Source organism: Aeromonas taiwanensis, from assembly GCF_000820165.1.
Lineage (GTDB): Bacteria > Pseudomonadota > Gammaproteobacteria > Enterobacterales > Aeromonadaceae > Aeromonas > Aeromonas taiwanensis.
The window spans coordinates 16898-41206 of sequence record NZ_CDDD01000033.1 but is presented as its reverse complement, the minus strand read 5'-3'; the positions used below and the strand labels follow the sequence as shown (position 1 = coordinate 41206).

Sequence of the window (24309 nt, the reverse complement as noted above, 5' to 3'; positions counted from 1 at the left end):
TTAACTGCTGCAACTTAAAAGTTGCTTTGGTCACTTCATCAGACATTGAAAATCAAAAATTGCTTTTGATGCTCGATGCTGTGAGTGCCCACACAGATTGCTTGATTCAAATTGTTAAAGAGCGACGCAGCTTTTGGCTGCTGCGGGAGTGGCATTCTACTCAACCGCCTTCTCGAGTCAAGCCTTATTTTCAAAGGCTTTTCGAGGTTACCGACTTGGCTTTCTGCGTTGCCGCTTGCCGTGTCGATGGAGGCGCATTATAGGGAGCGAATTCGTTCTGGCAACCCCTCCCCTGCAATAAAATTGCAAAAAAGCGCACTTTTTTAGTTATTCATATCCAAGCACAGCTTTTATACAAACTTATCCACAGAAACGGGTTCCAAGTTGCTAGAATGGCCGAAAACAAGGAGGCCAAGATGGACTTGCGACTGAGACCCTACAAGGGAAAACGCCCGCAACTGGGCAAACGGGTATATGTAGACCCCTGCGCCACCCTGGTGGGCGACATCGAACTGGGCGACGATGCCAGCATCTGGCCCATGGTGGCCGCCCGGGGTGACGTGAACCACATCCGCATCGGCGCGCGCAGCAACATTCAGGACGGCACCGTGCTGCACCTGACCCGCAAGAGTGCCAGCAATCCAACCGGCCATCCCCTGTTGGTCGGGGAGGATGTCACGGTCGGCCACAAGGCGATGCTGCACGGCTGCACCATAGGCAACCGGGTGCTGGTCGGCATGGGGGCCATCCTGCTGGACGGGGCCGTGGTCGAAGATGATGTGATGATCGGTGCCGGCAGCCTGGTACCACCGGGCAAGCGCCTCGAAGCCGGCTTCCTCTATCTGGGCAACCCCATCAAGCAGGCTCGCCCCTTGAAGCCCGCCGAGATCGCCTTCCTCAAGACCTCGGCCGACAACTATGTGCTGCTCAAGGACGAATACCTGCAAGAGGCTTGAATCCTATCAGCCACAAACAGGAAGCCCGGCATGATGCCGGGCTTCGCGTCTTATATAGCTATATAGGTGTCGATGACGACTGCCAGCGATCAGTGGGCCTGATCCCAGTTGTCACCGGTGCCCGCTTCGACCACCAGCGGCACATGCAATTCGGCAGCGGCTGACATCTTCTCCTTGATGAGCGCGATGTACTCCTCCAGCTTCTCTTCGCGGATCTCGAACACCAGTTCATCGTGCACCTGCATCAGCATGCGGATCGACTCGTCTTCAATCCCCCGGATCCAGCTGTCCACGCTGATCATGGCGCGCTTGATGATATCGGCGGCCGTGCCCTGCATGGGGGCGTTGATAGCAGCCCGTTCCGCTGCCTTGCGCAGACCGGCGTTGCGGGACTTGATGTCCGGCAGATAGAGACGGCGGCCAAACAGGGTTTCGACATAGCCCTGGGCTTCCGCCTGCTGGCGGGTGCGCTCCATGTACTCCAGCACGCCCGGGTAGCGTTCGAAGTAGAGATCCATGTACTTCTGCGCCTCGGCACGGCCGATGCCCAACTGCTTGGCCAGACCGAAGGCGCTCATGCCGTAGATAAGGCCGAAGTTGATCGCCTTGGCGCTGCGACGCATGTCGCTGGTCACCGCATCAAGTTCAACCCCGAATACCTCGGCAGCGGTCGCCTTGTGGATGTCCTTGCCCTCGGCGAAAGCGGTCAGCAGCCCCTTGTCACCGGAGAGGTGGGCCATGATCCGCAGCTCGATCTGGGAGTAGTCCGCCGCCACCAGCTTGTAACCGGCGCTCGGGATGAAGGCCTGCCGAATCCGGCGCCCCTGCTCGTTGCGCACCGGGATGTTCTGCAGGTTGGGATCGGTGGACGAGAGCCGCCCTGTCGCCGCCACCGCCTGATGATAGGAGGTGTGCACCCGCCCGGTCTGCGGCTTGATCATCAGCGGCAGCTTGTCGGTGTAGGTGGACTTGAGCTTGGCTAGGCCACGGTGCTCCATCAGGAGGCGCGGCAGCTCATAGGTCTCCGCCAGCTCGGCCAGCACCTCTTCCGCAGTGGATGGCGCGCCCTTAGGGGTCTTTTTGATGATCGGCAACCCCAGCTTGGTGAAGAGGATCTCCCCCAGCTGCTTGGGCGAGGAGAGGTTGAACTCCTGCCCGGCCAGCTCGTGGGCCTGTCGCTCCAGCTCCGCCAGCCGGACTTCGATCTCCTGGCTCTGCTGATGCAGCAGCTTGGGCTCGATGGTGGTCCCGAGCCGCTCCATCCGTGCCAGCACCGGCAGCAGCGGCAGCTCAATCTCGCTGAACACCCTGGCGAGGCCCGGCTCCGCAGAGAGCTTGCCCCACAGCGCCTGATGGAGGCGTAGGGTGATGTCGGCATCTTCCGCCGCGTAGGGGGCCGCCTGCTCCAGTTCGATCTGGTTGAAGGTGAGCTGCTTGACCCCCTTGCCGGCGATCTCTTCGAACGAGATGGTCTCGACGTTCAGATACCTGCGGGCCAGGGAGTCCATGTCGTGACGGCTGGCGGTGGAGTTGAGCACATAGGACTCGAGCATGGTGTCGTAGGCGATACCCTGCAGCTCGATGCCGTGGTTGAGCAGCACGTTGCGATCGTACTTGAGGTTCTGTCCCACCTTGAGACGAGATGCGTCTTCCAGCAGCGGTTTGAGCTTGCCGAGCACCACGGCCTCGGTCAGTTGCACCGGCGCACCCAGATAATCGTGGCCGAAGGGCACGTAGGCCGCCTTGCCCGGCTCGATGGCAAAGGAGACGCCAACGACGCGCGCCTCCATATAGTCGAGACTGGTGGTCTCGGTGTCGAAGGCAAACAGCGGCGCCGCCTTCAGGCGTGCCAGCCAGTCGTCGAACTCGGCCTCGTCCAGAATGCAGCAGTAGTCGGTTTCGATGGCCGCTTCCTGAGGTGCGGCGTCTTCATCCCCCTCGGTCGAAACGGCCCCTTCCTCACCACCGGACTCCAGCTCTTTTATCAGGTTGCGCAGCTCGTACTCGCGATAGACCGCCAGCAGCGCCTCCTTGTCGATGGGGCCAAGCTCCAGCTCTTCCAGGCTCTGCTCCAGCTCGACGTCAGTCTTGATGGTGGCCAGCACATAGGAGAGGCGCACCTGCTCCTCCTGCTCGCGGAACTTGTCGGCAAACGCCTTGGAACCACGGAAGCCGAGCGCAGCCACCTTGTCCAGGTTGGCGGCGATCTGGTCTATGCTGCCGATCCCCTGCAGCAGGGCCAGCGCCGTCTTCTCGCCGACGCCGGTCATGCCGGGGATGTTGTCCACCTTGTCCCCCATCAGGGCCAGGTAGTCGATGATGAGCTCGGGCGGCACCCCGAACTTCTCGATCACCCCTTCCCTGTCGGTCTTCACGTCCTTCATGGTGTCGATCAGGGTGACATGGTCGGAGACCAGCTGTGCCATGTCCTTGTCCCCCGTGCTGATCAGCACCGGCAGTTGTTTCTCGGTCGCCTGACGGGCCAGGGTGCCGATCACGTCGTCCGCCTCCACCCCCTCGACCATCAGGAAGGGGAAGCCCATCGCCTTGATCATCTGGTGGATGGGGGCGACCTGGCTGCGCAGATCGTCCGGCATGCTGGCACGGGTCGCTTTGTACTCGGGATAGATGTCGTCGCGGAAGGTCTTGCCCTTGGCGTCGAACACCACGGCCACGTGGCAGTCGGGGTACTGTTTGCGCAGGCTGCGCATCATGTTGGCCATGACACGGACGGCGCCGCTAGGCAAACCGGTCGAAGTCCGCAGATCGGCCTGCTGGGAGGCAAAGAAGGCGCGGTAAAGGTATGAAGAGCCGTCGACCAGAATAAGGGGGTTGCTAGGGGCCATGAAATCGTCCTGCCAGAGATAAACAGCCGCTAGGATGCCACAGGGCCCGCACCACACCAAGGGGCAGCCCCTCCCCTCTGCACGCCATCGCAAGCAGACCACCCTGTGGATAACTCTGTGCTCAAAAATGGCCGCGTGACGACACCACCCTGACAAAGCTGTGGATTAAAATATAAAAATACATTTAAAACAAAGCATTAAGACCAACAAAACACACCTTGAAAGGCAGTCCATGATCTCGATCAATGTGGAAAAAAATTGAGAGGGGTAGCTGAGGCAGGATCCAAAACGAAACAATCCTAGCACAGCAAGATGACTTGACCAGCCGAGGTCGAACGATAACCATACAAAAGTACAACAATTGACCCTGGCTCACATTTTCAACAACGAGGAGTCCGCCATGAAAAAAGTGGCCGTGATCTTGAGTGGCTGTGGCGTGTTCGATGGCGCCGAAATCCATGAGGCCGTCATCAGCCTGCTGGCACTGGCCCGTCAGGGGGCATCCGTTCAATGCTTCGCCCCCAATGTCCCTCAGCTTCATGTCATCAATCACCTGACCGGCGAGGTCAGTGCGGGGGAGAGCCGCAACGTGCTGGTCGAGGCCGCCCGCATCTGCCGCGGCCAGATAAAGGACGTGGCCGAGCTGGATGCGGCCGACTTCGACGCCCTGCTGCTGCCCGGCGGCTTCGGCGCCGCCAAGAACCTGTGCGACTTCGCCGTCAAGGGGGCCGATTGCCAGATCCAGCCGGATGTGCTGAAGGCCTGCCAGAGCTTTGCCAAGGCCAGGAAACCGGCGGCCTATATCTGCATCGCGCCGGCCATGATCCCGCTCATCTACGGCGCCGGTACCCTGGCCACCATAGGCAATGACGAAGGCGCCGCCAACGCCATCGAGGCAATGGGCGGCAGCCACCTCGACTGTCCGGTGAGCGAGTTCGTGGTGGATCAGGAGCGCAAGGTGATCTCCACCCCCGCCTACATGCTGGCGCAGAACATCGTCGAGGCGGCCGACGGCATCGAGAAGACGGTCAAGCAGCTGCTCGCGCTCTGATACTCCGTCCGTCCAAAACAAGCGGGCCGCTCAAGGAGCGGCCCGCTTTCATTCCGGTCAGCAGCGACAGGATCAGATGGCATCGCCCATCTGGTCCATCTTGCCCAGCAGGGCACGCAGACGCTCTTGCCAGGCAACGTGCTCGTTGCGCAGCTGATGGTTCTCGTCTTGCAGCTTGCTGTTCTGCTCTTTCAGCTCGTCCAGCTCCATCTTCAGCAGGGAGATGTTGTCGACGGCGGATTGTACTTTGGATTCGAGTTGCTCAAGGACTTCTAGTGACATATGCATACCTGTATGTTCAATTGCGATGCCCCACAGGGAGCGATTCAAGCGCGTGAAGCCAGCATACCCCGATGCGCGCGGCACAAACAAGCCAGCGCGTTGCAAAATGCGCCCTCCAGCTCGGTATTGCCTAAATATGCGTCGGTTTTTCTCGCAGGTGGCAGGCGTCCCTTTCCATGGCACGTCCCGCAATATTCACAGCCCTGCAGATCAGGCTCCGTGCAAGGCGATGAAGCCCCCCATCAACAGGCAGGCAACCCCGTACATCAGCAGGCCATAGAGCAGGTTCCAGCGAAGCAGGAGCGCGGCGCTCAGGTTGTAGCGGGATGCAAGGGCCAGGTTGGAGCCGGAGAGCGGGCTGGTGCCGGTGGCCAGCCCCCACCCCAGCAGGAAGCACATGCCGAGCAGGCTGGGATCCGGTGACAGGGGCCACAACAGAGGCGCCACCCCCGAGATGCTGATGAGGGGGTGCACGCCGACGATGGCCACCAGGAAAATCAGCAGCAGGGTCAGGCTGGCCTCCAGCCAGCCGAAGTGAATGAACAGCGGCAGACCGTGCCCGCCGCCAAAGTCGAGCACCGACAATGCGCTGTTGATGCCCGCCGCCAGCAGGCCAGCCCCAAGGAACAGTACCAGCTGACCACCAATGGCCGGGAAGCGCTCCACCACCTGCCGCTTGAGCGCGGCACCACGCCCGGCTCGTGGCATGAACAGCAGTGCCAGCAGGGGGGCCACCAGCGCGATCACCGCCAGGATGCTGAGACCGGGCCAGAACTGGTGGATCAGCAAGACCAGCAGCGCCAGAGCCACCGGCAGCCCCAGGGTCTGGGGTCGCAGCGGATACCCCTCGAAATCCGCCACCCCGAGCCGCTCCACCTGCCAGGCCGTCAGCCCCATGGCAAGCAGGGCAGCTAGGATGCCAAAGGGCAGTATGCTGCCCAGTTGCAGGCCGGGAGAGTAGGTGAGCGCCACCGCCATGGCGACGAAGAAGGGGGACCAGAAGGCCGCTGCGCAGAAAATCCGGCTCAGCACCATGACCTGGCGCCGCTCCAGGGTGCCGCCCCGTTCCAGCCGATCACCAATGATAAAGAGCACCGAGAGGTTGATGACGGCCCCGAGCAGATTGAGGCTGGCCATGGTGCTCCACAGCCCCTTGCGACCTTGCCAGGAGGTGGTCCCCGTCAGCAGTCCGGAGGTGGCGAGGTTGAGGGTGCTGACCGCCGCGAACATGGTGAGCATGTTGATGTTCGGCAGCAGCCAGTCCCCCGGGCTGAGGACAGCCCCCCGCCACCAGGAGAAGATCAGCAGCAGCAGCGCGGCACCGTAGAGGGCCAGGGCCTGGCGCCTCGCGGCCCCCACGAGCCAGGGCCAGGTGAGCAGGGAGGCGGCCCAGGCGGCGATGGCCGCCGGCCAGGGGGAGAACCCCAGATAGAGATGGAGCAGGTTGAGCAGCCACATCCCCAGGATCAGAAAGCCTGACCAGCGCTTGACCATACAACGGCCTCGGTCAGGGGATCAGAGACACTGATCCATGTCCAGGGAGGGTTTGTCGCACTCGGGACGGCCCACGATCTTGGCAGGCACGCCGGCCACCGTCGTGTGGGGAGGCACCGGATTGATCACCACGCTGCCGGCCCCGATCTTGGCGCCGACGCCCACTTCGATGTTGCCGAGCACCTTGGCCCCCGCCCCTATCATCACCCCTTCCCGGATCTTGGGATGGCGATCACCGCTCTCCTTGCCGGTCCCCCCCAGAGTCACGCTCTGCAGGATGGAAACGTCGTTCTCGATGACCGCGGTTTCCCCGACGACGATGCCGGTGGCGTGGTCAAACATGATGCCCTTGCCAATACGCGCGGCCGGGTGCACGTCAACCCCGAACACCACGGAGATCTGGTTTTGCAGATAGAGGGCCAGGGCGCGACGCCCCTGACGCCACAGCCAGTTCGCAACCCGGTATCCCTGCAAGGCGTGGAAGCCCTTGAGATAGAGCAGCGGGGTGGAGAAGAGGTCGACCGCCGGGTCGCGATCCTGCACCGCGCAGATGTCGGCGGCCACCGCCGCCAGCAGCTCGGGCTCGCTGCGCAGGGCCAGCTCGATCACTTCGCGCAGGGCGATGGCCGGCATGGTGGTGCTGTCGAGCTTGTTGGCGAGCTGGAAGCTCAGCGCCGAGCGCAAATCCCGGTGATTGAGAATGGTGGAGTGGAAGAAGCTGGCCAGCATGGGCTCCTGGGTCGCCATGCTCTGCGCTTCCTGCTGAATTTTTTGCCAGGTTCTGGCAACCAGATCATCCATGTTGCAGCCTACTGTTGTTCAGGGTGAGTGCTTTGTCGTTCTTTTGTCAGCACCGAGATGGGGTCCATGTGAATGATCACATCCATCCGCTCGAAGGCCTGGCGGACGGCCAGTTCAGCCTCGTCGGCTATCTGATGGGCCCTGACCAGGGGCAGTTGGTCATCCAGTTCCAGATGCAACTGCACGAAGCGGGTCGGCCCGGATTGGCGGGTACGCAGATCATGTACGCCATGCACCCCCTCTACGGCACAGCAGAGGGCCATTATTCTCGCTTGTTCCTCCTCTGGCAACTGACGATCGAGCAGGGCCTGCACCGATTCGTAGCCAATATGCACGGCGCCCCACACCAGGAACAGGCCGATCAGAATGGCAAAGAGGCCGTCTGCCCAGTACCACCCCTGCCCCGCCAGCACTAGTGCCAGCAGCACGCCGCCGTTGAGCAGCAGGTCGGAGCGGTAGTGCAGCATGTCCGCCTTGATGGCCACGCTGTTGGTCTTGCGGATGACCAGGCTCTGGAAGCTGACCAGCAGCAGGGTCAGCACGATGGAGCCGACGCTGACCCAGATCCCCGCCTCCAGGCGCACCACAGGCACATGATTCAGCATCGACGAGATACCGTGCATCATCAGCAGCAGGGCAGAACCCGAGATGAAGGCCGACTGGACCAGCCCCGCCAGGGACTCCGCCTTGCCGTGGCCGAATCTGTGCTCCGCGTCGGCAGGCGCCATGGCGTAGCGGATGGCCAGCAGGTTGATGATGGAGGCGCTGACGTCCATGAAGGAGTCCGTCAGGGAGGCCAGCAGGCTCGAGGAGTCCGTCATCAGCCAGGCGATCAGCTTGCCCAGGATGAGCAGGGTCGCGGTGACGACCGCCGCCATGCTGGCCAGGGTGACCCAGCGGGAATATTGTTGGTGGCTCAAAACCGGCTTTCCTCCGACGCGTAAAAACTTATTATACCCTGACCCGACCGTCTGTTTGGCGTGTGAAATCAACAGAGTGACTCCCAGATGAACAAAATACTCCTGGTCGATGACGATCTCGAACTGACCCAGTTGCTGACCGAAATCCTGACCCTGGAAGGCTTCCAGGTGACCGTGGCAGAGGACGGGGAAGAGGGGCTGCAGCGACTGGGCGAGCAGCCTTTCGATCTGGTGTTGCTGGATGTGATGATGCCCAGACTCAACGGCTTCGCCATGTTGACCCGGCTGCGCAAGACCCACGACACCCCGGTGCTGATGCTGACCGCCCGTGGCGACAGCCAGGATCGGGTCAACGGCCTGGAAGCGGGTGCCGACGACTACCTGGCCAAGCCGTTTGACGACAGGGAGCTGCTGGCCCGGGTGCGTGCCATCCTGCGCCGCACCCAGGGCAGCCAGCCCCAGCGCGGCACCCCGGATGAACTGAGATTCATGGATCTGGTGCTGCAACCCGGCCTGCAGCAGGCCCGCTGCGATGGTCAGTTGTTGGAGCTGACCGCCACCGAGTTCGGCCTGCTGGAGTGCCTGCTGCGCAATCCGGGTCAGATCGTCAGCAAGAACCTGCTCTCCGAACAGGTGCTGGGCAAGAAGCTGGAGCCCTTCGATCGATCCATCGACATGCACCTGAGCAACCTGCGCAAGAAACTGCCGGAACGCACCGACGGCCAGCCCCGCTTCAAGACAGTACGCGGCCGGGGTTACCTGTGGCTGGAGCAGGCATGAAGATGGCCCGCCCCTTCAACGGCATCTCGACCCAGATCTTTCTCTGGTTCTGGTTCATGCTGCTGCTGGTAGTGGCGGCCGTGGTGATACTGCCCACCCTGGATCCCCGCAACATCATTCCGCTACCGGCCCACGAGGTCACCCGCCTCAACAACAACCTGGCGGCACTGCAGCGGGGGGCGGATCCCGACCAGGATTTCGATCTCGCCAAGGCCATCGATGCCGCCGGCCTCCTCCCGGTGGACAACATCTATCTGCGTGACGCCAAGGGGCAGATGCAGGCCAGCACCCAGCTCAGCAAGTTCGTGATCCGCTTCATGCTCGACTCGGACAACCCGGCCAAGCCCATGCTCGGCAGCGAGCACCAGCGCGCCATCGCCGGCCCCTTCCAGATGACCCACCACGGCCAGGTCTATCACGTCTACTTCGGCCTCAACGTCGAGAATTCCTACCTGTTCCTGTTCATCCAGATCCTGGATCACCCCATCCAGATCCTCGGCATCGCCATGCTGGTCAGCACTCCGCTCTGCCTGCTGCTGGCCTGGCGCCTGACCCGCCCCATCCTGGAGCTGCAACGGTCTGTCTCCCGGCTGGCTCAGGGCAACCTGGAGATGCAGATCCCCAACCTCGGTCGCAAGGACGAGATCGGCCAGCTGGCGGAGCATGTCAGCCACATGGTCGATACCCTCAAGGACATGATCCAGAAGCAGAAACAGCTGCTCTCCGACATCTCCCACGAGCTGCGCAGCCCCCTCACCCGCATCCAGCTGGCCCAGGCGCTGATCCGCCGCAAGCAGGGGGACAGCGCCGAGCTGGCACGCATTGAAGGGGAGATCGCCCGGCTCGACAAGCTGATCGGGGACCTGCTGGATCTGTCGCGAGTACAGCAGCATGTGGAGGCCCCGGTGTCTCTGCCGCTGGCGGAGCTGCTGGAGCCCATCCTGGATGACGCCATGTTCGAGGCAAACCAGAACGGCAAGCAGCTCAGGCTGCCCCCCCTGCCGGAGGAGTCCCTCACCATGTGGCCTGAGCTGCTGGCGCGCGCCCTGGAAAACCCGCTGCGCAACGCGCTCAAATATGCCCGCGAGTTCATCAAGGTGGAGTGGTACCGGGAGGGTCGGGAGTGGGTGATGACCATACGGGATGACGGCCCCGGTGTGCCGGTGGAACAGCAACCCAGGCTGTTCCTGCCCTTTTTCCGGGTCGATGATGCCCGCAATGCCAAGACCGGCGGCACCGGCCTCGGTCTCGCCATCGCCGCCGAGGCGATCGCGCGTCATGGCGGCACCATCCGGGCCAGCAGCAACCAGCCGACCGGCCTGGTCATCACCATCCGCCTGCCCATGGCCTGAGTCGCCCCCTTTTCATCGACACGGGCGCTGGGTATGCTGGCGCCCATTTCGCACCACCCCAGGATCCCGTCATGCTCGACATCGTGCTCTACCAACCGGAAATCCCGCCCAATACCGGCAACATCATCCGTCTCTGTGCCAACACCGGCTATCGGCTGCACCTGATCGAGCCTCTGGGATTCGCGTGGGATGACAAGCGGGTGAAACGGGCGGGGCTCGACTATCACGAGTTCGCCGAGGTGAAGCGCTGGCCGAGCTACGAGGCATTTCTGGCGGCCGTCGCCCCCCAACGGGTCTTTGCCTGCACCACCAAGGGACGCACCGCCCATTCGGCGGTCCGCTTCGCCCAAGGCGACGCCCTGCTGTTCGGGCCGGAGAGCCGCGGTCTGCCGGCGGAGATCATCGAGAGCCTGCCGTTCGAGCAGCGGCTGCGCATCCCCATGCTGCCCCAGAGCCGCAGCATGAACCTGGCCAACGCGGTCGCCGTGTTCGTCTACGAGAGCTGGCGACAGTTCGACTACGCAGGATCTGCCTGACCCGGCCGGGCAGAATCACGAGTCAGGCCACCCCCTTGGCCCTCTGCCCCGTCAGCAGTCGGCCGTCACGCTCCAGCCGCCAGCAGAGCCAGCCGAGGGTCAGGCCCCGTCCGGCCATCAGGGCGCTCATGGCGGCCCACAAGGCGGCGACACCCCAGCTCTGACAGAGCCACCAGATCGGGAAGAAACCGGCAAACACCGCCACCAGCATGCTGTTGCGCATCTCACGGGCCCGGGTTGCCCCGATGAAGACCCCGTCCAGCAGGAAACACCAGACGGCCAGCAGCGGCATGGCCACCAGCCAGGGCAGCTGGCGGTTGGCCTCGGCGATCACCGCCGGTATGTCGGTGATATGGGCGATAAGCGCGTCGCCCCCCACGGCAAACGCCAGGGTAAACGCCAGGGCGATCAGCAGGGCCCAGCCCAGGTTGAGGACGATGGCCTCCCGCAGCCCCTGCCGGTCACGCCGCCCGATGGCGCGCCCTACCATGGCCTCCACCGCATAGGCGAAGCCGTCCAGCCCGTAGGAGATCAGCATCAGGAAGTTGAGCAGCACCGCATTGGCCGCCACGGCCACGTCCCCCAGCCTGGCCCCCTGCAGGGTCATGAAGGCGAAGCAGAGCTGCAAGCAGAGGGAACGGATGAAGATGTCCCGGTTAAGGGCGAGCAGGCGCACCAGCGCGGGCCATTGCCGCCAGCGCGACCAAGCGTTCTGCCATACCGCCGGCGAGAGGCGTCGCAGGTGGCGGCTCACCAGCCAGAGCCCCACCGCCAGCGCACTGTAGTCGGCCAGCACGGAGGCGGCCGCGACCCCCTTCACCTGCCACCCCAACCCCAGCACAAAACCGGCGTCCAGCACCATGTTGACGAGGTTGCTCAGGATCAGCAGCCACATGGGGCTGCGTGCATCCTGCATGCCCAGCAGCCATCCCATGATCACCAGGTTGCACAGCGCCGCCGGCGCGCTCCAGATCCGCACCGACACATACTGGCCGGCATAGGCCTGCACCTCGGCGGAGCCGCCGCCGAGGGCGATGATGGCGGGGAGGAAAGGCAGCACCAGCAGCAGGATCACCACCCCGAGGGCGATCGCCAGCCCCAGCGCTCGCGCCAGGGTGTCGAGCTGGCCTTCTGCGCTGGCCGCCCCCTGGGCCTGAGCCGTCAGCCCTGTGGTGGACATGCGCAGGAAACCGAGTAGCCAGAACAACAGGTTGATGAGGGTCGCACCGACCGAGACGCCGCCGAGGAACCAGGCCTCGCCGAGATGACCGATCACCCAGGTGTCCACCAGCCCCAGCAAGGGGGTGGTGATATTGGAGAACACCATGGGCAGGGCCAGGGCAAAGACCGCCCGGTGGCGGCCGGCATCCCTCAACCAGGGTGCCATCAGCATGGGCGGGACAGAGACAGGGAGATCACTCGTCGACCAGCCGCACGATGCGCGCAAAATCGGAGACCATGGTCTGCATGTCCACGTGGGGCACTTCGCCCGGCGCCACCCTGGGACGGAACATGGCCGCCAGCTTGCCCGCCGGGTTGATCAACACGATCGAGGCGGAGTGGTCTATCAGGTAATCCTTGCGATCGTTCTCCACGATGGAATAGACGAGGCCCAGATTGCGCACCAGGGGGAAGAGGGCGCTGTGGGGCGCGGTCGCCGCCTTGAACTCCGGCTCGAAGAAGGCGGTATAGCTCTTGAGGCGGGCGCTGTCGTCCCGCTGGGGATCCGCCGAGATGAACACCACCTGGCTGTTGGACGCGATCGTCTTCAGGCTCGGATAGACGGCCCGCAGATCCGCCAGCGTAGTCGGACAGACGTCCGGGCAATAGGTGTAGCCGATGAACAGGAAGGTCCAGTGACCCGCGAGCTCCGCTGGCGTAAAGGGCTGGCCATCCCCGTCCGTCAGGGTGAAGGGATTGATGTCCCGCCCCGTCGGATAGTAATCGGCCTGCTCCGGCAGGGAGGGCTGGCTCCAGTAATAGGCGGCCATGAGGCTGCCAATGAAGAGCAACAGCAGCAGGTAGAAGCGTGGTTTAACCATATGAAACAATGTGTTGCCTGTATCAACAGCCCAAAGGGCAGAACCAGAAGAGGGGCCATTGTAACCCGCCAGGCCCCGCTTATGGCTAGCCCTTCGTCCGGATGGCGCCATTCAGGGACACTCGGTGGCCCTGGCGGCAGGAAAACAAGAGCCCCGCACTGGGCGGGGCTCGCAGCAAACAGAAAGGGTCAGGGTTTCAGCCTGCGCAACGGCTGGGAACGTCTGATCGGCGCACGCAGCGGGATCACGGGCGCCGTCCAGGGGGCATCCGGCAAGCCTATGTCATGGTGGCGGCGAAACAGACGCACCAGGCGGACGATCTTGTCCTTGGGACACCCAAGCCAGACGGTCCAGCCATCTCCCTTGTGGTAGACCCAGAGTGCATAGAACCACGTCATCCGACTGCCCTTGATGAATCGGGTGATGGAGGATGCGGGGGCCGCGACCGGCACCGGATCCCACGGCGAGCTTGAAGCCATACCTGTCCTCCTTGCTCAACAGGTCACGCCGACCAGTGTTACTGCCATCGGGAGGCAAGCCAACCACCGTCGCGTACTGACTGTACGAGTCGTGCCATTGCAGACGACTCTCCCTTCTTCCCGCCCCGTCCCGACGGTGATGCATCCCTGCACATCCGCCCAACCGGCCGGTGCGGCACACGCGTCGTCATGGGGGAAACCCGGCCATGACAGTGCGAGCCTTATCAAAGGATATATCCGAAATGCACTGTCTGTGGCGGGACTGTTTGCAGCGGGGAGGGCGGTGGGAGCGACGAAAGGGGGAACAGACTGGCGCCCGGGGAGGAGTGTCCAAATGACGGGGCCTCCCGCAGGAGGCCCCTCACCGAGCCGGATGCTTACATCCAGTCGGCGTTGCGGATGACGCCGACCGCCAACCCTTCGATGGTGAGGTGCTGGCTGGCGAGATCCACCTCGATGGGGGAGAGCTCCTCGTTCTCCGGCAGCAGCCATACCTGGCTGCCCTTGCGCTGGAAGCGCTTGACGGTGACGTCCTCGTCGAGCCGCGCCACCACCACCTGGCCGTTGCGCACCTCCTGGGTCTTGTGGACCGCCAGCAGATCCCCGTCCATGATGCCGATGTTCTTCATGCTCATGCCCTGCACCCGCAGCAGGAAGTCTGCCCGCGGATGGAACAGGGCGGGATCCACCTGGTAGTGGCTCTCGATGTGCTCCTGCGCCAGAATGGGCTCACCGGCCGCCACCTTGCCGATCAGCGGCAGGCCGCTCTCTTCCGGCTGCGCCTCCTCCTCTTCGAGCAGCAGGCGGATGCCGCGAGAGGTTCCCGGCATGATCTCGATGACCCCCTTTTTGGCCAGGGCCTTCAGATGTTCCTCGGCCGCGTTGGCCGACTTGAAGCCAAGCTTCTGGGCGATCTCGGCGCGAGTCGGCGGCATGCCGGTCTCGTTCATGTTCGCCTTGATCAGCTCCAGGACTTCGGCCTGGCGAGGGGTAAGGGGTTTCATAGCATGGGCACCTGTCTTTTTATACAGCACACTGGCAGTATATACAGTGCTGTGGCCAAGGCAAGGCGTTGCTGACATTTGTCCCCCATTGCAGCCAAAAGGGTGTCCTCGATCCCGTCTCGGGACTCATCGTACCTCTCGGCGACAAGCCGCCGGTGATTTGCTATGCTCACGCCGCATTTTTTTGGAGAGCAGACGCACATGTCCCTTGGACAGAAGATTTCCAGAGCCATACTGCAATGGCCGGTCAGCGGCTTGGTCAATCACAAGAGCCTGCCGGAAAACCCCATCACCGAGCTCAAGCTGGATCCGGCCAGACCCATCGTCTATGCCCTGAAGACCAGCTCGATCACCGATCTGATGACGCTGCAGCAGTGCTGCGAGGATCTCGGCCTGCCCGGCCCCTTCACGCCGCTGGAGCTGAACGGTCAGCTGCTGCCGCGCTATGTCTGCCTGGATCGTCCGCCTCCCCTGTTTGGCAAGCGCACCAAGCCGCTCCCCTTCCTGCAGGAGTTCCACCAGCTGCTGGACTTGCACAAGCAGGATCCGGCGCTGGATATCCAGGTCGTCCCCGTCACCCTGTTCTGGGGCCGCGCCCCTGGCCGGGAGGGCGAAGAGGCCTCCGGCTGGAACATCATCAGCAGCCTGGCGCCGAACCGCCTGAAGAAGGCGCTGATCGTGATCCTCAAGGGGCGCGAGAACCTGGTGCGCTTCTCCCCGCCCCTCTCTCTGCGTTACATGGCGGACAAGCACGGCACCGACGAGGCCATCGCCCACAAGCTGGCCCGGGTCGCCCGCACCCACTTCAGCCGCCAGCAGCTGGCCGCCACCGGACCGAAACTGCCGAACCGCAACCTGCTGTTCAAGCAGTTGCTGGACTCCGGCGTGATCCAGCAGGCCATCGAGGAAGAGGCCAGGCGCGAGGGGATCAGCCTGGAGAAGGCGCAGAAGCGCGCCCACGGCTACATGGACGAGATCGCCTCCAACTTCTCCTACCGGCTGATCCGTCTCGGCGAAAGCTTCCTCGGCTGGCTGTGGAACAAGCTCTACCGCGGCCTGTCGGTCAACGGTGCCGAGCAGGTGCGCCAGCTGGCCCAGGAGGGGCACGAGATCGTCTACGTGCCCTGCCATCGCAGCCACATGGATTACCTGCTGCTCTCCTACGTCATCTACCACCAGGGCATGGTGCCACCCCACATCGCGGCAGGTATCAACCTCAACTTCTGGCCGGCGGGTCCCATCTTCCGCCACGGCGGTGCCTTCTTCATCCGTCGCACCTTCAAGGGCAACCCGCTCTACAGCACGGTGTTCCGTGAATACCTCAACCTGCTGTTTGCCAAGGGCTACTCGGTGGAGTTCTTCACCGAAGGCGGCCGCTCGCGCACCGGCCGTCTGCTGCCACCCAAGACCGGCATGCTGGCCATGACGCTGCAGGCCATGATGCGCGGGCTAGACCGCCCGGTGACCCTGGTCCCCGTCTACCTCGGCTACGAGCACGTGATGGAGGTGAACACCTACCACAACGAGCTCAAGGGCAGCCGCAAGGAAAAAGAGAGCTTCCTGCAGGTACTCGGCATCCTGCGCAAGCTGCGCAACTACGGCCGCGGCTTCGTCAACTTCGGCGAGCCCCTGACCATCAACGGCTACCTCAACGAACGGGTGCCGGAGTGGAAGGCCCACATCGGCAAGGAGGAGCGCCCCGAGTGGATGGCGCCCACCGTCAACCAGCTGGCCGAGCTGATGATGACCCGCATCAACGATGCCGCCGCCGTCAACGGCCTGACCCTGAGCGCCCTGGCGCTGCTGGCCGCCGAGCGCCACGCCCTGACCCGGGATGAATTGCAGGCCCAGCTCAACACCTATCTGGACCTGCTCAAGCAGGTGCCCTACAGCCCGCACAGCACCATGCCGGCCGAGGATGCCAAGACCCTGCTGGATCAGGCGATGGAGCTCAACAAGTTCGAGGTGAGCGAGGACAAGCTGGGCCAGATCATCAGCCTGGACCGCTACCAGGCGATCCTGCTGACCTACTACCGCAACAACATCCTCCACCTGTTCGCCATGCCCTCCCTGGTGGCGGCATTGATCGAGCGGTGCGAGGGGATCTCCCGCAACGAAATCGTCGCCCGCTGCGTCGACATCTACCCGCTGCTCAAGACCGAGCTGTTCCTGCGCTACCAGGAAGACGAGCTGCCGGAGCTGGTCGATGCCCTGCTGGCCGAACTGCAGCGCCAGCAACTCATCGAGGCGCGCGACGGCGGCTTCTGGGTCAACCCGGTCAACCAGACACGCCTGCTGCTGCTGGCCGAGAGCATCCAGGAGACCCTGCAGCGCTACGCCATCGTGCTGACCCGCATGCTGGCCCAGCCCCACATCGAGGCGGAGCAGCTGGAGGCGGACGGTCTGATGATGGCGGAGCGCCTCGGCACCCTGCACGGTATCAATGCCCCCGAGTTCTTCGACCCCAAGCTGTTCAGCACCCTGATCCACACCCTGCGCAGCGAAGGCTATCTGGACCCGGGCTGCAAGCCGGATCTGGGCCGCTTCCAGGCGCTGGCGGACAACATAGTGCCGCTGCTCAGCACCAAGATCCGCCGCACCATACAGGCGGGCAACCGGCTCTGAGGAGCAACCGGAAAAGAAAAAAGGCCGCATCATGCGGCCTTTTTTTATCTCGTGGGGCTAGCCCTGCAGGTAGTGAACGATCACCCCGAGCAGCACCAGGGCCCCCACGTAGTTGTTGTTGAGGAAGGCCTGGAAGCAGGCCTCCCGCTGCCGCTCCCGAATGAGCCGCTGCTGATAGACGAACAGCGCCGCCGCCCCCAGTAGACCCCAGTAGTAACCGGAGCCCAACCCCATCAGCTGGCCCACTCCCAGCAGGATCAGCAGGGTCGCGAGCTGCAGCCCGCCGATGATCCGCTTGTCGTGGCGGCCGAACAGGATGGCGCTCGACTTGAGGCCGAGCTTGAGGTCGTCGTCCCTGTCCACCATGGCGTACTCGGTGTCGTAGGCGATGGTCCACAGCAGGTTCGCGAGAAACAGCAGCCAGGCCACAGGCGGCAGGGCATTGGCCTGGGCCGCATAGGCCATGGGAATGGACCAGGAGAACGCCATCCCGAGCACCAGCTGCGGAATGGGGATGAACCGCTTCATGAAGGGGTAGCAGACCGCCAGCAGCAGGCCGGCAAACGACAGGCCGATGGTGAGCGGGTTCAGGGTCAGCACCAGGGCGAACGAGATGAGCGCCAGCACGGCGAACAGGATCAGTACCTCGCGCTCGGCGACCCGGCCCATGGGCAGCGGTCGCCCGGCGGTGCGTTTCACGTGGCCGTCGAAGTTGCGATCCGCATAGTCATTGATGACGCAGCCCGCCGAACGCATCAGGAAGACGCCGATCACGAACACGGTCAGGATCCAGGGGTCCGGCAGGCCGCCGGCGGCCAGACAGAGTGCCCAGAGGGTCGGCCACAGCAGCAGCAGGGTGCCGATGGGCTTGTCGATGCGGGCCAACTGCGCATAGGCCAGTCCCCGCTCCTTGGTTAACAGCTTCACACCAGCTCCTTATGCGATGGCAACCCGTTGGACGATAGCGAGGGCAGGAAGAGTTCGTGGACCAGCAAGGGCCACTGCCCCAGATAGAGGCGGGAACGGCGCCCCCAGACAGTGCCGGCCGGGCACCAGGGATTGCTCGCGATCTCGAAGCAGGCCAGTTGCAGGTGATCGCGCCGCGCGGGCAGATCACCGAAAATGCGCTCCCCCAGCGGTTGCTCCCCCAGATCCTGCAGGCCGCCGCCAAGCAGTACCTCCTCGGCAAACAGGGTCCAGCCCAGGATGGCGGGCCCGCCGTCCCCGTGCAGAATGACCTCGCGGCACATCCCAACGGGATCATGCACCGCCACCAGCGCCTGCTCGTCCTCTGCCAGCGACACGCTGCGATTGCCGAGCAGTTGCACCGAGAGGTGGCGATTGTAACGGCGCAGGCGCCGGGTCATGGAATCGGTCTCCAGCAACCAGGGGCGCAAGGCCTCGGGGAGTTCGCACTCTGCGGGAGCCCGCCATGGGACGAGCTGGATGAGGGGAACAGTCAACTCGGACTTCACAGCTTCACCATCCGGAGATTTCCGTTGTCAGGTTAAAATCCGGTTTATTATCCGTAAATCAATGGCGAATTGTAAGAACATCCGTGCTTGACGGCCCCGATGACAGCATCAAAAATGGGGCATCCATCGCTGCCGAGCCATCTAGATGAAGATCTTCAGAATTCTGCTGGTGTTATCCCTGGGTTGTACCCTGCTGCAAACGCAGGCCTTCGCCAACGAAGAGGCAGCCACCGACGCTGCCTCCTCCGCCGTCCAGCCGGGCTTTGCTTATCATGCGCTGGATCCGGACATCATCACCAACTACCTTGGCGATGGCAAAACCCTGGGCTACGTGCGGGTAACGGTGGAGCTGATGGCCGAGAACGCCGCCGATCTCGCGCTGTTGGAACAGCACGACCCCCTGATCCGCGACGCCATCATCCGCCTGATTGGCAGCAAGACGGGCGCCCAGATCAAGTCCCTGGTGAGCCGGGAGGAGCTGCGCAAGGAGTGTGAGGCCAGAGTCAACGAACTGCTGGTCAAGGAGACCGGCAAGAAGGCGGTGCGCGAGCTCATTTTCACCAAGTACCTGTACCAGTAACTCACTCCCCTTACATTCACAGTCGAGGACATAACGCCATGGGTCACAAGACGCTGTGTGAATGGCGCCGCCACGAGATCCCGGCCGATCTCAAGGCGCTGCGCAAAATCTTGCGCAAGCCCAAGTTTGTGTGCGGCAAGTGTGCCCGCAGCGCCAACGACAAGGACTACCTGTGTCAGCCGCTGCGGCTGAAGAACAAGGAGGAGTAGGCCCCGTTTCTGCAGGGGCTGAGGGGAAAGGCAGGGCGGGCCGAGCCCTATTGATCGGTCCAGCCGTGGCGGCCCTGTTCGACCAGGCGACGGGCCTGGACGTCGTTGGGGCAGACGCCTCGATATTCCTCTCCCGACCGCCCGGCCAGATAGAGGTGCTCGGGCCGGCAATACCAGGCCAGTCCCTTCTGCCGCCCCTGTTCCCACAGAGCGACGTCCACCTTGTCTCCGCACTGGGTCTGATGGAATGCCACCCTGTCGCCGGCAAAACCGAGCTTGCCGTCGGCCTCGCCGACGTCACTCCACACCTTCTCGCAGGGATCGTCCGAGTTGGAAACGCAGCCCCCGAGCAGGGCGACACAAAACATGATGACGAGTGAGCGCATAATCATCCTTGATTGTCGTTTGCGTGTGTATCCAGCCGCCAGCCCGACGGGTCACCGCCAAGCACAGCGCCATTTGAGAGATTCATTCTAACCAGCCCGACGCCTTCCCACCAAGGGCGACGTCCCCGGCCGCCAAATAAATCGGGCGGGCACAGGGCCCGCCCGCAGGCGTTACAGGGAGTCATTGATCGTCGAGAGGGTCGTCGTCCAGCCAGCTCTCGTCGTCGAACTCCTCCAGTTCGTCTTCCCAGGATTCCGGCTCCCACTCGTCGTCGAGCTCGAAATCCGGTGTCTGCTTACCCATGCTCATTCTCCTTGGATAGTGCACCGGCCTTCAAAGTCTATCCAGAAAAATGGGGCCCGCCAGTGGTGCTAGTCAGCGATTAATTAAGGTCCGGCCAGCCACCTGTCTCAGCCCGATCCCGGTCGCCACCTGGGTGAAGACGCCAGCCGGCAGATCCCGCGCCAGCAGTCGTTCGGCAAGGAGATGGCGATGATCATGTTCTTCGCCATGCTGGTGAACATCCTGATCGCCCGGCTCACCCCGTGAAAATTCATCTTCCTGACCGGCCACCACACCCTGTTCATGTCGATGATGGTGGCGGCCATCCTCTCCGCCGGCGGCATGAGCGGCATCCCGCTGATCGCGGTGGGCAGCCTGGTGGTCGGCGTGACCATGGTGCTGTTCCCGGCCCTCGCCCACCCCTACATGAAGCAGATCACCGGCTCCGATGGCCTGGCACTCGGCCACTTCTCCACCCGCTCCTACGTGCTGGCCGGCTGGATCGGCGCCAGGTTCGGCAACAAGGCCCGCAGCAGCGAGGAGGTGCAGGTGCCCAAGAGCCTGCTGTTCCTGCGCGATACCCCGGTGGCCATCTCCTTCGCCATGGGCATCATCTTCCTTATCACCTCCCTGTTTGCCGGTGCGGATTACGTATCGGAAGTCGCCAAGGGCAAGCACTGGTTCATGTTCTCCCTGATGCAGTCCATCACCTTCGCCGCCGGGGTCTATGTGATCCTGCAGGGGGTACGGATGGTCATCGCCGAAATCGTGCCGGCCTTCAAGGGGATCTCCGACAAGCTGGTGCCCAACGCCAAACCGGCGCTGGACTGCCCCATCGTCTTCCCCTACGCCCCCAATGCGGTGCTGATCGGCTTCCTGTCGAGCTTTGCCGCCGGTCTGGTGGGCATGGTGCTGCTCTATCTGCTGGGGCTCACCGTCATCATTCCTGGGGTGGTACCGCACTTCTTCGTCGGCGCGGCGGCCGGAGTATTTGGCAACGCCACCGGCGGCCGTCGCGGTGCCATGCTGGGGGCCTTCGCCAACGGCCTGCTGATCACCTTCCTGCCGGTGTTCCTGTTACCAGTGCTGGGGGATCTCGGCTTTGCCAACACCACCTTCAGCGATGCCGACTTCGGCGTGGTGGGGATACTGCTCGGCCTTATCGTGCGCTGATCGCAGCAATGTGTGGCCGAAAAAAGGCACGACCCAGGGTCGTGCCTTTTGCCTTTCACTGCGCTGGCCGCGTGAGTGGCGAATATTCCAGCAGAGAGACAAAAATCGGGTCCGCACAGTGCCGGGGATCGGATTTTCACGCCGTCGCGGCAGCATCTGACGGTCGAGTGCGATATGCTGTTTCGCTGTCGTTCAACCATGACCTCACATGAGGCCTTCTCCATGAAATACCTGGTAGTACAAACCAAACAGATAGGGGACGTGCTGATCTCCACCGCCCTGTGCAACAACCTCAAACAGCACGATCCTGCCGGGGAGGTTCACTATCTGGTCATGGATTACTGTGCGGGAATGGCGGAGGGCAACCCCAACATCGACCGCTTAATCGTCATCGAGAAGGCGCGCCGCAACGAGTGGCGCTACATGAAGGATTTGCTGTTGAGGATCCGCCGCGAGCAATACGACGTGGTGATCAACAGCCAGGGCCAGATGATAGGCCTGCTGACCTGCCTGCTCTCCGGGGCCGGGCTGCGGATCGGATTCGACTCCTTCCCCTGGCGACTCGGCCACAATCGCATCGTGCGCTTCCGACATGACACCGAGCATCGGGGCAACAGCACCCTGGTGGACGACAGATTCTCCCTGCTCAAGCCCCTCGGCCTCGTCAGGGAGGATCGCAACTACTATCTCTGGCTCAGCGACGAGGAGAGGCAACGGGGACGCGAGACCCTGCTGGCCGCCGATGTAGATCCGGCCCGCCCGCTCATCGCCATGGGGGTCAACTCGCTGGGCCACTACAAGCGCTGGCCCATCGACTGCTTCGCCGAGGTGGCGCACTGGCTCATCGAGGAGCACAACGCCCAGATACTGATTTACTGCGGGCCGGGGGAAGAGGAGTACAATCGGGGTCTCAGACCGTTACTGCCTGAGGCGCTGCAAGCCAGCGTGTTTGACCAGATCAAGACCCGCTCGGTACGCGAGCTGGTCGGGCTCTTCGCCCATTGCCAGCTCTTCGTCGGCAACGACACCGGCCCGCGGCACATGGCGCAGGCCATCGATCTACCGCTGCTGACCATAGTGGCGCCAGGTGGCGACAAAATCATCGCCAACCCGGTGAACCACCCGCGCTATCAGGCCATCGACATCTTCGATGCCAAGGGGGCAGACTATCGGCTCCCGCCCCAGGAGAAAGACGCCTTCGATGAAGCCCTGTTCCGAGCAATTACGCCGGAGCTGGTTATTCAGCGGCTAGAGACTCTGCTTGCTCAGTCACAGTCAACAGACTAGATAGCGCCTCACAAACGGCCCGATTATCGACGTTGTTCATGTCGGCATTCAGGCCCGGGGAATCGCTGAAGAGGATTCGGACCTTTGGCGTGCTGGTCGGCAGCCACTGATTGAACACTTCACCATGGCGCGGGTAGACCGCCACCAGCAGCTTCTCCAATCCGACGGCGATATGCACTATGGCGGTGTCCACCGACAGCACGGCTCTGGACTGCTGGACACAATAGATCGCATCATCAATGGTTTTCACACCCTCCAGCAGCATGACATTGCTGGCTGTACAGGCGCTGACCATGGACGCTGCCGCGTCATAAGTGGCGGGTGAGGACAGAAGCCCGAAGCGGCAATCCGAGAATTCATTCCCCAGCGTGTTCAATAACGCAACCACCTTGGCGTGGGAGAACGACTTGTACTGGGTGCTGCCGAAGGGATTGAGGAGAACAAGATCCTCGCAGGCAGAGGTCACATTCCCCCTCCTTGCCACAGGGATGATGTACTGGGGATCTATATCTCCAGCCCCCAGCAGAGACAACAGATGGCGATATTTATCCTGGAACAGCATGCCCGCCGTCGCCCTGGAGAGTTTCACATTGACGCGTCCGATACTGTCATCAAGGGAGGCAACATTGGTCGGCGAGAGCTTGTGCAGGAGATAAAGATCTTTCATCTTCATCCCCTCGGTGAGATGTATCACCAGATCGACATGGTCAATGGTTGCCGCCATCTCGCCGATGGCACGGTAGCCGGGCCTCTTGTCGATCTCGATGACTTCATCAACGCCGAAACAATCCCGATACAGGCTGGCCAACGCAGGGGTCGTGATCACGGTCACCCTCTTGCTCCCCGGCAGCTTTTTTATCTCCCTGAAGAAAAATGAAGAGATAAACGAGTCTCCCAGTTTGGCATCCCAGCGGACGACCAGCACATGGTTGACATCCCCTTGCATGCCGAGGGGCATCTTCTTGTCAAACAAGAGTATGCCCAGCGCTCTGCGCACCCGATCACGCAACAGTTGCAGATAGCCGATCACCATCACACCTCTTCATTGCCAACATGAGGACCATAATTGCGGTCATCAATCGTGGTATCGAACATACCAACATCCATACAGCAAGGCTCAACACCCGATGCCGTTAGACCGTTGAGCTGTAACCGCCCCGTCAAATAGTCAGCTGGCATTCGAAGCGGATAAGCTGTTGCTAATAATTTTTCTGCACCGGCTAACGTCAGCATATAACCAGCAGCCGAGATTATACCCCTCTTGGATTTTCGGCTCGGGGTCATGTAGCGAGCCAAACGATACCCTTCCGGGAGCATTTTTAATATTGGCCAATACTTTGCTTTTCCATGATGAAGGAAAACAATATCCGCCTGATTGCATCCGATAATAAACTCTATAATTGATTTGAAGTGCATGTGCAGATAAATATCATCTTCCAAAATTATACAACGTTCGATTCCCTCAGAAATAATTTTTTCATACAAACGGATATGGCTCAAAGCACAGCCAACCTCAGCCATACTTAGGTCATGACCGCAAAATTCCTTAGCCAAGGTAAAGTCTACCGCCCCAATATCAGTATCATTCAAAGAGCGGCCATCGACAGCTTCAAAAAACTCAAAGTCAATATTGAGATGCTTCATCTGCTTTGTAACCATTGCACGTCTATCCATGCTACGGTTCAAGCTGATAACAAAGACAGGGACCATTAGACTCCACCTCAAAAACTATAATCGCTATTTATGAA

25 protein-coding genes and 1 pseudogene are annotated in these 24309 nt (G+C 62.2%); 11 read left to right on the top strand and 15 right to left on the bottom strand.

Annotation, left to right across the window (positions count from 1 at the left end; genetic code table 11):
- The coding region (locus BN1136_RS20465; RefSeq protein WP_231557834.1) for a hypothetical protein at positions 1-263 on the top strand (263 nt) is incomplete at its 5' end.
- 153 nt (positions 264-416) lie between these two features.
- Positions 417-956 (top strand): gamma carbonic anhydrase family protein, encoded by a 540-nt coding sequence (locus BN1136_RS05985; RefSeq protein WP_043763574.1) that lies wholly within the window; start codon positions 417-419, stop codon positions 954-956.
- 89 nt (positions 957-1045) lie between these two features.
- Here BN1136_RS05985 and polA read toward each other — a convergent pair whose 3' ends face one another.
- Complete coding sequence (gene polA / locus BN1136_RS05980) at positions 1046-3802, bottom strand: DNA polymerase I (RefSeq protein ID WP_043763553.1); 2757 nt, start codon at positions 3800-3802, stop codon at positions 1046-1048.
- Positions 3803-4202: 400 nt separating this feature from the next.
- On the opposite strand from polA, the gene elbB reads away from it, so the two are divergent.
- Entirely contained in the window at positions 4203-4853 is a 651-nt protein-coding gene (elbB, locus tag BN1136_RS05975; RefSeq protein WP_043763577.1) for an isoprenoid biosynthesis glyoxalase ElbB, read from the top strand.
- Between the two features lie 72 nt (positions 4854-4925).
- On the opposite strand, the gene BN1136_RS20370 is transcribed toward elbB, so the two are convergent.
- The 4 genes from BN1136_RS20370 to fieF all read right to left on the bottom strand — a co-directional run bounded on the left by BN1136_RS20370 (position 4926) and on the right by fieF (position 8350).
- The gene (locus tag BN1136_RS20370) at positions 4926-5135 is read right to left on the bottom strand and encodes a cell division protein ZapB (RefSeq protein ID WP_010672454.1); all 210 of its coding nucleotides are present in this window, start codon (positions 5133-5135) and stop codon (positions 4926-4928) included.
- Between the two features lie 210 nt (positions 5136-5345).
- Positions 5346-6629 carry a hypothetical protein gene (locus BN1136_RS05965; protein ID WP_043763555.1) on the bottom strand — a complete coding sequence of 428 codons (1284 nt, stop codon included), beginning with the start codon at positions 6627-6629 and terminating at the stop codon, positions 5346-5348.
- A 21-nt stretch (positions 6630-6650) separates the two neighbouring features.
- On the bottom strand, positions 6651-7430 hold the full coding sequence (cysE, locus tag BN1136_RS05960) for a serine O-acetyltransferase (RefSeq protein WP_043763557.1): 780 nt from the start codon (positions 7428-7430) through the stop codon (positions 6651-6653).
- A gap of 8 nt (positions 7431-7438) precedes the next feature.
- Entirely contained in the window at positions 7439-8350 is a 912-nt protein-coding gene (fieF, locus tag BN1136_RS05955; RefSeq protein WP_043763559.1) for a cation efflux pump FieF, read from the bottom strand.
- Between the two features lie 87 nt (positions 8351-8437).
- Here fieF and BN1136_RS05950 point away from each other — a divergent pair, with 87 nt between their 5' ends.
- The 3 genes from BN1136_RS05950 to trmL all read left to right on the top strand — a co-directional run bounded on the left by BN1136_RS05950 (position 8438) and on the right by trmL (position 11018).
- On the top strand, positions 8438-9130 hold the full coding sequence (locus BN1136_RS05950; RefSeq protein WP_043763561.1) for a response regulator: 693 nt from the start codon (positions 8438-8440) through the stop codon (positions 9128-9130).
- Positions 9127-10482: an ATP-binding protein gene (locus tag BN1136_RS05945; protein ID WP_043763563.1), complete on the top strand. Its 1356-nt coding sequence runs from the start codon at positions 9127-9129 to the stop codon at positions 10480-10482. The genes BN1136_RS05950 and BN1136_RS05945 overlap by 4 nt, the downstream gene beginning before the upstream one ends.
- A gap of 71 nt (positions 10483-10553) precedes the next feature.
- Positions 10554-11018 (top strand): tRNA (uridine(34)/cytosine(34)/5-carboxymethylaminomethyluridine(34)-2'-O)-methyltransferase TrmL, encoded by a 465-nt coding sequence (gene trmL / locus BN1136_RS05940; protein ID WP_043763565.1) that lies wholly within the window; start codon positions 10554-10556, stop codon positions 11016-11018.
- A 22-nt stretch (positions 11019-11040) separates the two neighbouring features.
- Here trmL and dinF read toward each other — a convergent pair whose 3' ends face one another.
- The 4 genes from dinF to lexA form a co-directional block, all read right to left on the bottom strand.
- Positions 11041-12411 carry an MATE family efflux transporter DinF gene (gene dinF, locus BN1136_RS05935; protein WP_043763566.1) on the bottom strand — a complete coding sequence of 457 codons (1371 nt, stop codon included), beginning with the start codon at positions 12409-12411 and terminating at the stop codon, positions 11041-11043.
- Between the two features lie 22 nt (positions 12412-12433).
- A complete protein-coding gene (locus BN1136_RS05930; protein WP_043763568.1) occupies positions 12434-13060 on the bottom strand; it encodes an SCO family protein in 627 nt (208 codons plus the stop codon).
- A 188-nt stretch (positions 13061-13248) separates the two neighbouring features.
- Complete coding sequence (locus BN1136_RS05925; protein WP_043763570.1) at positions 13249-13539, bottom strand: hypothetical protein; 291 nt, start codon at positions 13537-13539, stop codon at positions 13249-13251.
- 377 nt (positions 13540-13916) lie between these two features.
- Positions 13917-14543: a transcriptional repressor LexA gene (gene lexA, locus BN1136_RS05920; RefSeq protein ID WP_043763572.1), complete on the bottom strand. Its 627-nt coding sequence runs from the start codon at positions 14541-14543 to the stop codon at positions 13917-13919.
- A 201-nt stretch (positions 14544-14744) separates the two neighbouring features.
- Between lexA and plsB the strand changes: the two genes are divergently transcribed.
- On the top strand, positions 14745-17168 hold the full coding sequence (gene plsB / locus BN1136_RS05915) for a glycerol-3-phosphate 1-O-acyltransferase PlsB (RefSeq protein WP_043808197.1): 2424 nt from the start codon (positions 14745-14747) through the stop codon (positions 17166-17168).
- 57 nt (positions 17169-17225) lie between these two features.
- Here the strand turns inward: plsB and ubiA are convergent, their stop codons facing one another.
- Positions 17226-18095, bottom strand: coding sequence for a 4-hydroxybenzoate octaprenyltransferase (gene ubiA / locus BN1136_RS05910; protein WP_043763581.1), 870 nt, complete (start codon positions 18093-18095; stop codon positions 17226-17228).
- Entirely contained in the window at positions 18092-18643 is a 552-nt protein-coding gene (locus BN1136_RS05905; RefSeq protein WP_043763584.1) for a chorismate--pyruvate lyase family protein, read from the bottom strand. Before BN1136_RS05905 ends, ubiA begins: the two co-directional genes overlap by 4 nt.
- Positions 18644-18788: 145 nt before the next feature.
- Between BN1136_RS05905 and BN1136_RS05900 the strand changes: the two genes are divergently transcribed.
- Positions 18789-19223: a flagellar basal body-associated protein FliL gene (locus BN1136_RS05900; protein ID WP_043763586.1), complete on the top strand. Its 435-nt coding sequence runs from the start codon at positions 18789-18791 to the stop codon at positions 19221-19223.
- A gap of 38 nt (positions 19224-19261) precedes the next feature.
- A complete protein-coding gene (locus BN1136_RS19695) occupies positions 19262-19432 on the top strand; it encodes a hypothetical protein (protein WP_081843875.1) in 171 nt (56 codons plus the stop codon).
- Positions 19433-19479: 47 nt separating this feature from the next.
- Here the strand turns inward: BN1136_RS19695 and BN1136_RS05895 are convergent, their stop codons facing one another.
- Positions 19480-19824, bottom strand: coding sequence for a DUF2799 domain-containing protein (locus BN1136_RS05895; protein ID WP_081843876.1), 345 nt, complete (start codon positions 19822-19824; stop codon positions 19480-19482).
- A gap of 175 nt (positions 19825-19999) precedes the next feature.
- On the bottom strand, positions 20000-20122 hold the full coding sequence (locus tag BN1136_RS20570) for a hypothetical protein (RefSeq protein WP_081843877.1): 123 nt from the start codon (positions 20120-20122) through the stop codon (positions 20000-20002).
- A gap of 162 nt (positions 20123-20284) precedes the next feature.
- Between BN1136_RS20570 and BN1136_RS05890 the strand changes: the two are divergent.
- Positions 20285-21274 (top strand): annotated as a pseudogene (locus BN1136_RS05890) (PTS ascorbate transporter subunit IIC); the annotation flags it as partial.
- 222 nt (positions 21275-21496) lie between these two features.
- Positions 21497-22561: a glycosyltransferase family 9 protein gene (locus tag BN1136_RS05885; RefSeq protein WP_043808194.1), complete on the top strand. Its 1065-nt coding sequence runs from the start codon at positions 21497-21499 to the stop codon at positions 22559-22561.
- On the opposite strand, the gene BN1136_RS05880 is transcribed toward BN1136_RS05885, so the two are convergent.
- Together BN1136_RS05880 and BN1136_RS05875 are read right to left on the bottom strand one after the other, a co-directional pair.
- Positions 22512-23594, bottom strand: coding sequence for a glycosyltransferase family 9 protein (locus BN1136_RS05880; protein ID WP_231557833.1), 1083 nt, complete (start codon positions 23592-23594; stop codon positions 22512-22514). The two genes, BN1136_RS05885 and BN1136_RS05880, sit on opposite strands and share 50 nt — an antisense overlap.
- Entirely contained in the window at positions 23594-24271 is a 678-nt protein-coding gene (locus tag BN1136_RS05875) for a glycosyltransferase family 25 protein (protein WP_043763601.1), read from the bottom strand. Before BN1136_RS05875 ends, BN1136_RS05880 begins: the two co-directional genes overlap by 1 nt.
- Positions 24272-24309 lie beyond the last annotated feature (38 nt).

What these genes read in the sequence shown, in the direction of transcription:
- BN1136_RS05985 (WP_043763574.1), top strand. Translation starts at nt 417, where the DNA reads ATGGACTTGCGACTGAGACCCTACAAGGGAAAACGCCCGCAACTGGGC.
- polA (WP_043763553.1), bottom strand. Translation starts at nt 3,802, where the DNA reads ATGGCCCCTAGCAACCCCCTTATTCTGGTCGACGGCTCTTCATACCTT.
- elbB (WP_043763577.1), top strand. Translation starts at nt 4,203, where the DNA reads ATGAAAAAAGTGGCCGTGATCTTGAGTGGCTGTGGCGTGTTCGATGGC.
- BN1136_RS20370 (WP_010672454.1), bottom strand. Translation starts at nt 5,135, where the DNA reads ATGTCACTAGAAGTCCTTGAGCAACTCGAATCCAAAGTACAATCCGCC.
- BN1136_RS05965 (WP_043763555.1), bottom strand. Translation starts at nt 6,629, where the DNA reads ATGGTCAAGCGCTGGTCAGGCTTTCTGATCCTGGGGATGTGGCTGCTC.
- cysE (WP_043763557.1), bottom strand. Translation starts at nt 7,430, where the DNA reads ATGGATGATCTGGTTGCCAGAACCTGGCAAAAAATTCAGCAGGAAGCG.
- BN1136_RS05950 (WP_043763561.1), top strand. Translation starts at nt 8,438, where the DNA reads ATGAACAAAATACTCCTGGTCGATGACGATCTCGAACTGACCCAGTTG.
- BN1136_RS05945 (WP_043763563.1), top strand. Translation starts at nt 9,127, where the DNA reads ATGAAGATGGCCCGCCCCTTCAACGGCATCTCGACCCAGATCTTTCTC.
- trmL (WP_043763565.1), top strand. Translation starts at nt 10,554, where the DNA reads ATGCTCGACATCGTGCTCTACCAACCGGAAATCCCGCCCAATACCGGC.
- dinF (WP_043763566.1), bottom strand. Translation starts at nt 12,411, where the DNA reads ATGCTGATGGCACCCTGGTTGAGGGATGCCGGCCGCCACCGGGCGGTC.
- BN1136_RS05930 (WP_043763568.1), bottom strand. Translation starts at nt 13,060, where the DNA reads ATGGTTAAACCACGCTTCTACCTGCTGCTGTTGCTCTTCATTGGCAGC.
- BN1136_RS05925 (WP_043763570.1), bottom strand. Translation starts at nt 13,539, where the DNA reads ATGGCTTCAAGCTCGCCGTGGGATCCGGTGCCGGTCGCGGCCCCCGCA.
- lexA (WP_043763572.1), bottom strand. Translation starts at nt 14,543, where the DNA reads ATGAAACCCCTTACCCCTCGCCAGGCCGAAGTCCTGGAGCTGATCAAG.
- plsB (WP_043808197.1), top strand. Translation starts at nt 14,745, where the DNA reads ATGTCCCTTGGACAGAAGATTTCCAGAGCCATACTGCAATGGCCGGTC.
- BN1136_RS05900 (WP_043763586.1), top strand. Translation starts at nt 18,789, where the DNA reads ATGAAGATCTTCAGAATTCTGCTGGTGTTATCCCTGGGTTGTACCCTG.
- BN1136_RS19695 (WP_081843875.1), top strand. Translation starts at nt 19,262, where the DNA reads ATGGGTCACAAGACGCTGTGTGAATGGCGCCGCCACGAGATCCCGGCC.
- BN1136_RS05895 (WP_081843876.1), bottom strand. Translation starts at nt 19,824, where the DNA reads ATGATTATGCGCTCACTCGTCATCATGTTTTGTGTCGCCCTGCTCGGG.
- BN1136_RS20570 (WP_081843877.1), bottom strand. Translation starts at nt 20,122, where the DNA reads ATGGGTAAGCAGACACCGGATTTCGAGCTCGACGACGAGTGGGAGCCG.
- BN1136_RS05885 (WP_043808194.1), top strand. Translation starts at nt 21,497, where the DNA reads ATGAAATACCTGGTAGTACAAACCAAACAGATAGGGGACGTGCTGATC.
- BN1136_RS05880 (WP_231557833.1), bottom strand. Translation starts at nt 23,594, where the DNA reads ATGGTGATCGGCTATCTGCAACTGTTGCGTGATCGGGTGCGCAGAGCG.
- BN1136_RS05875 (WP_043763601.1), bottom strand. Translation starts at nt 24,271, where the DNA reads ATGGTCCCTGTCTTTGTTATCAGCTTGAACCGTAGCATGGATAGACGT.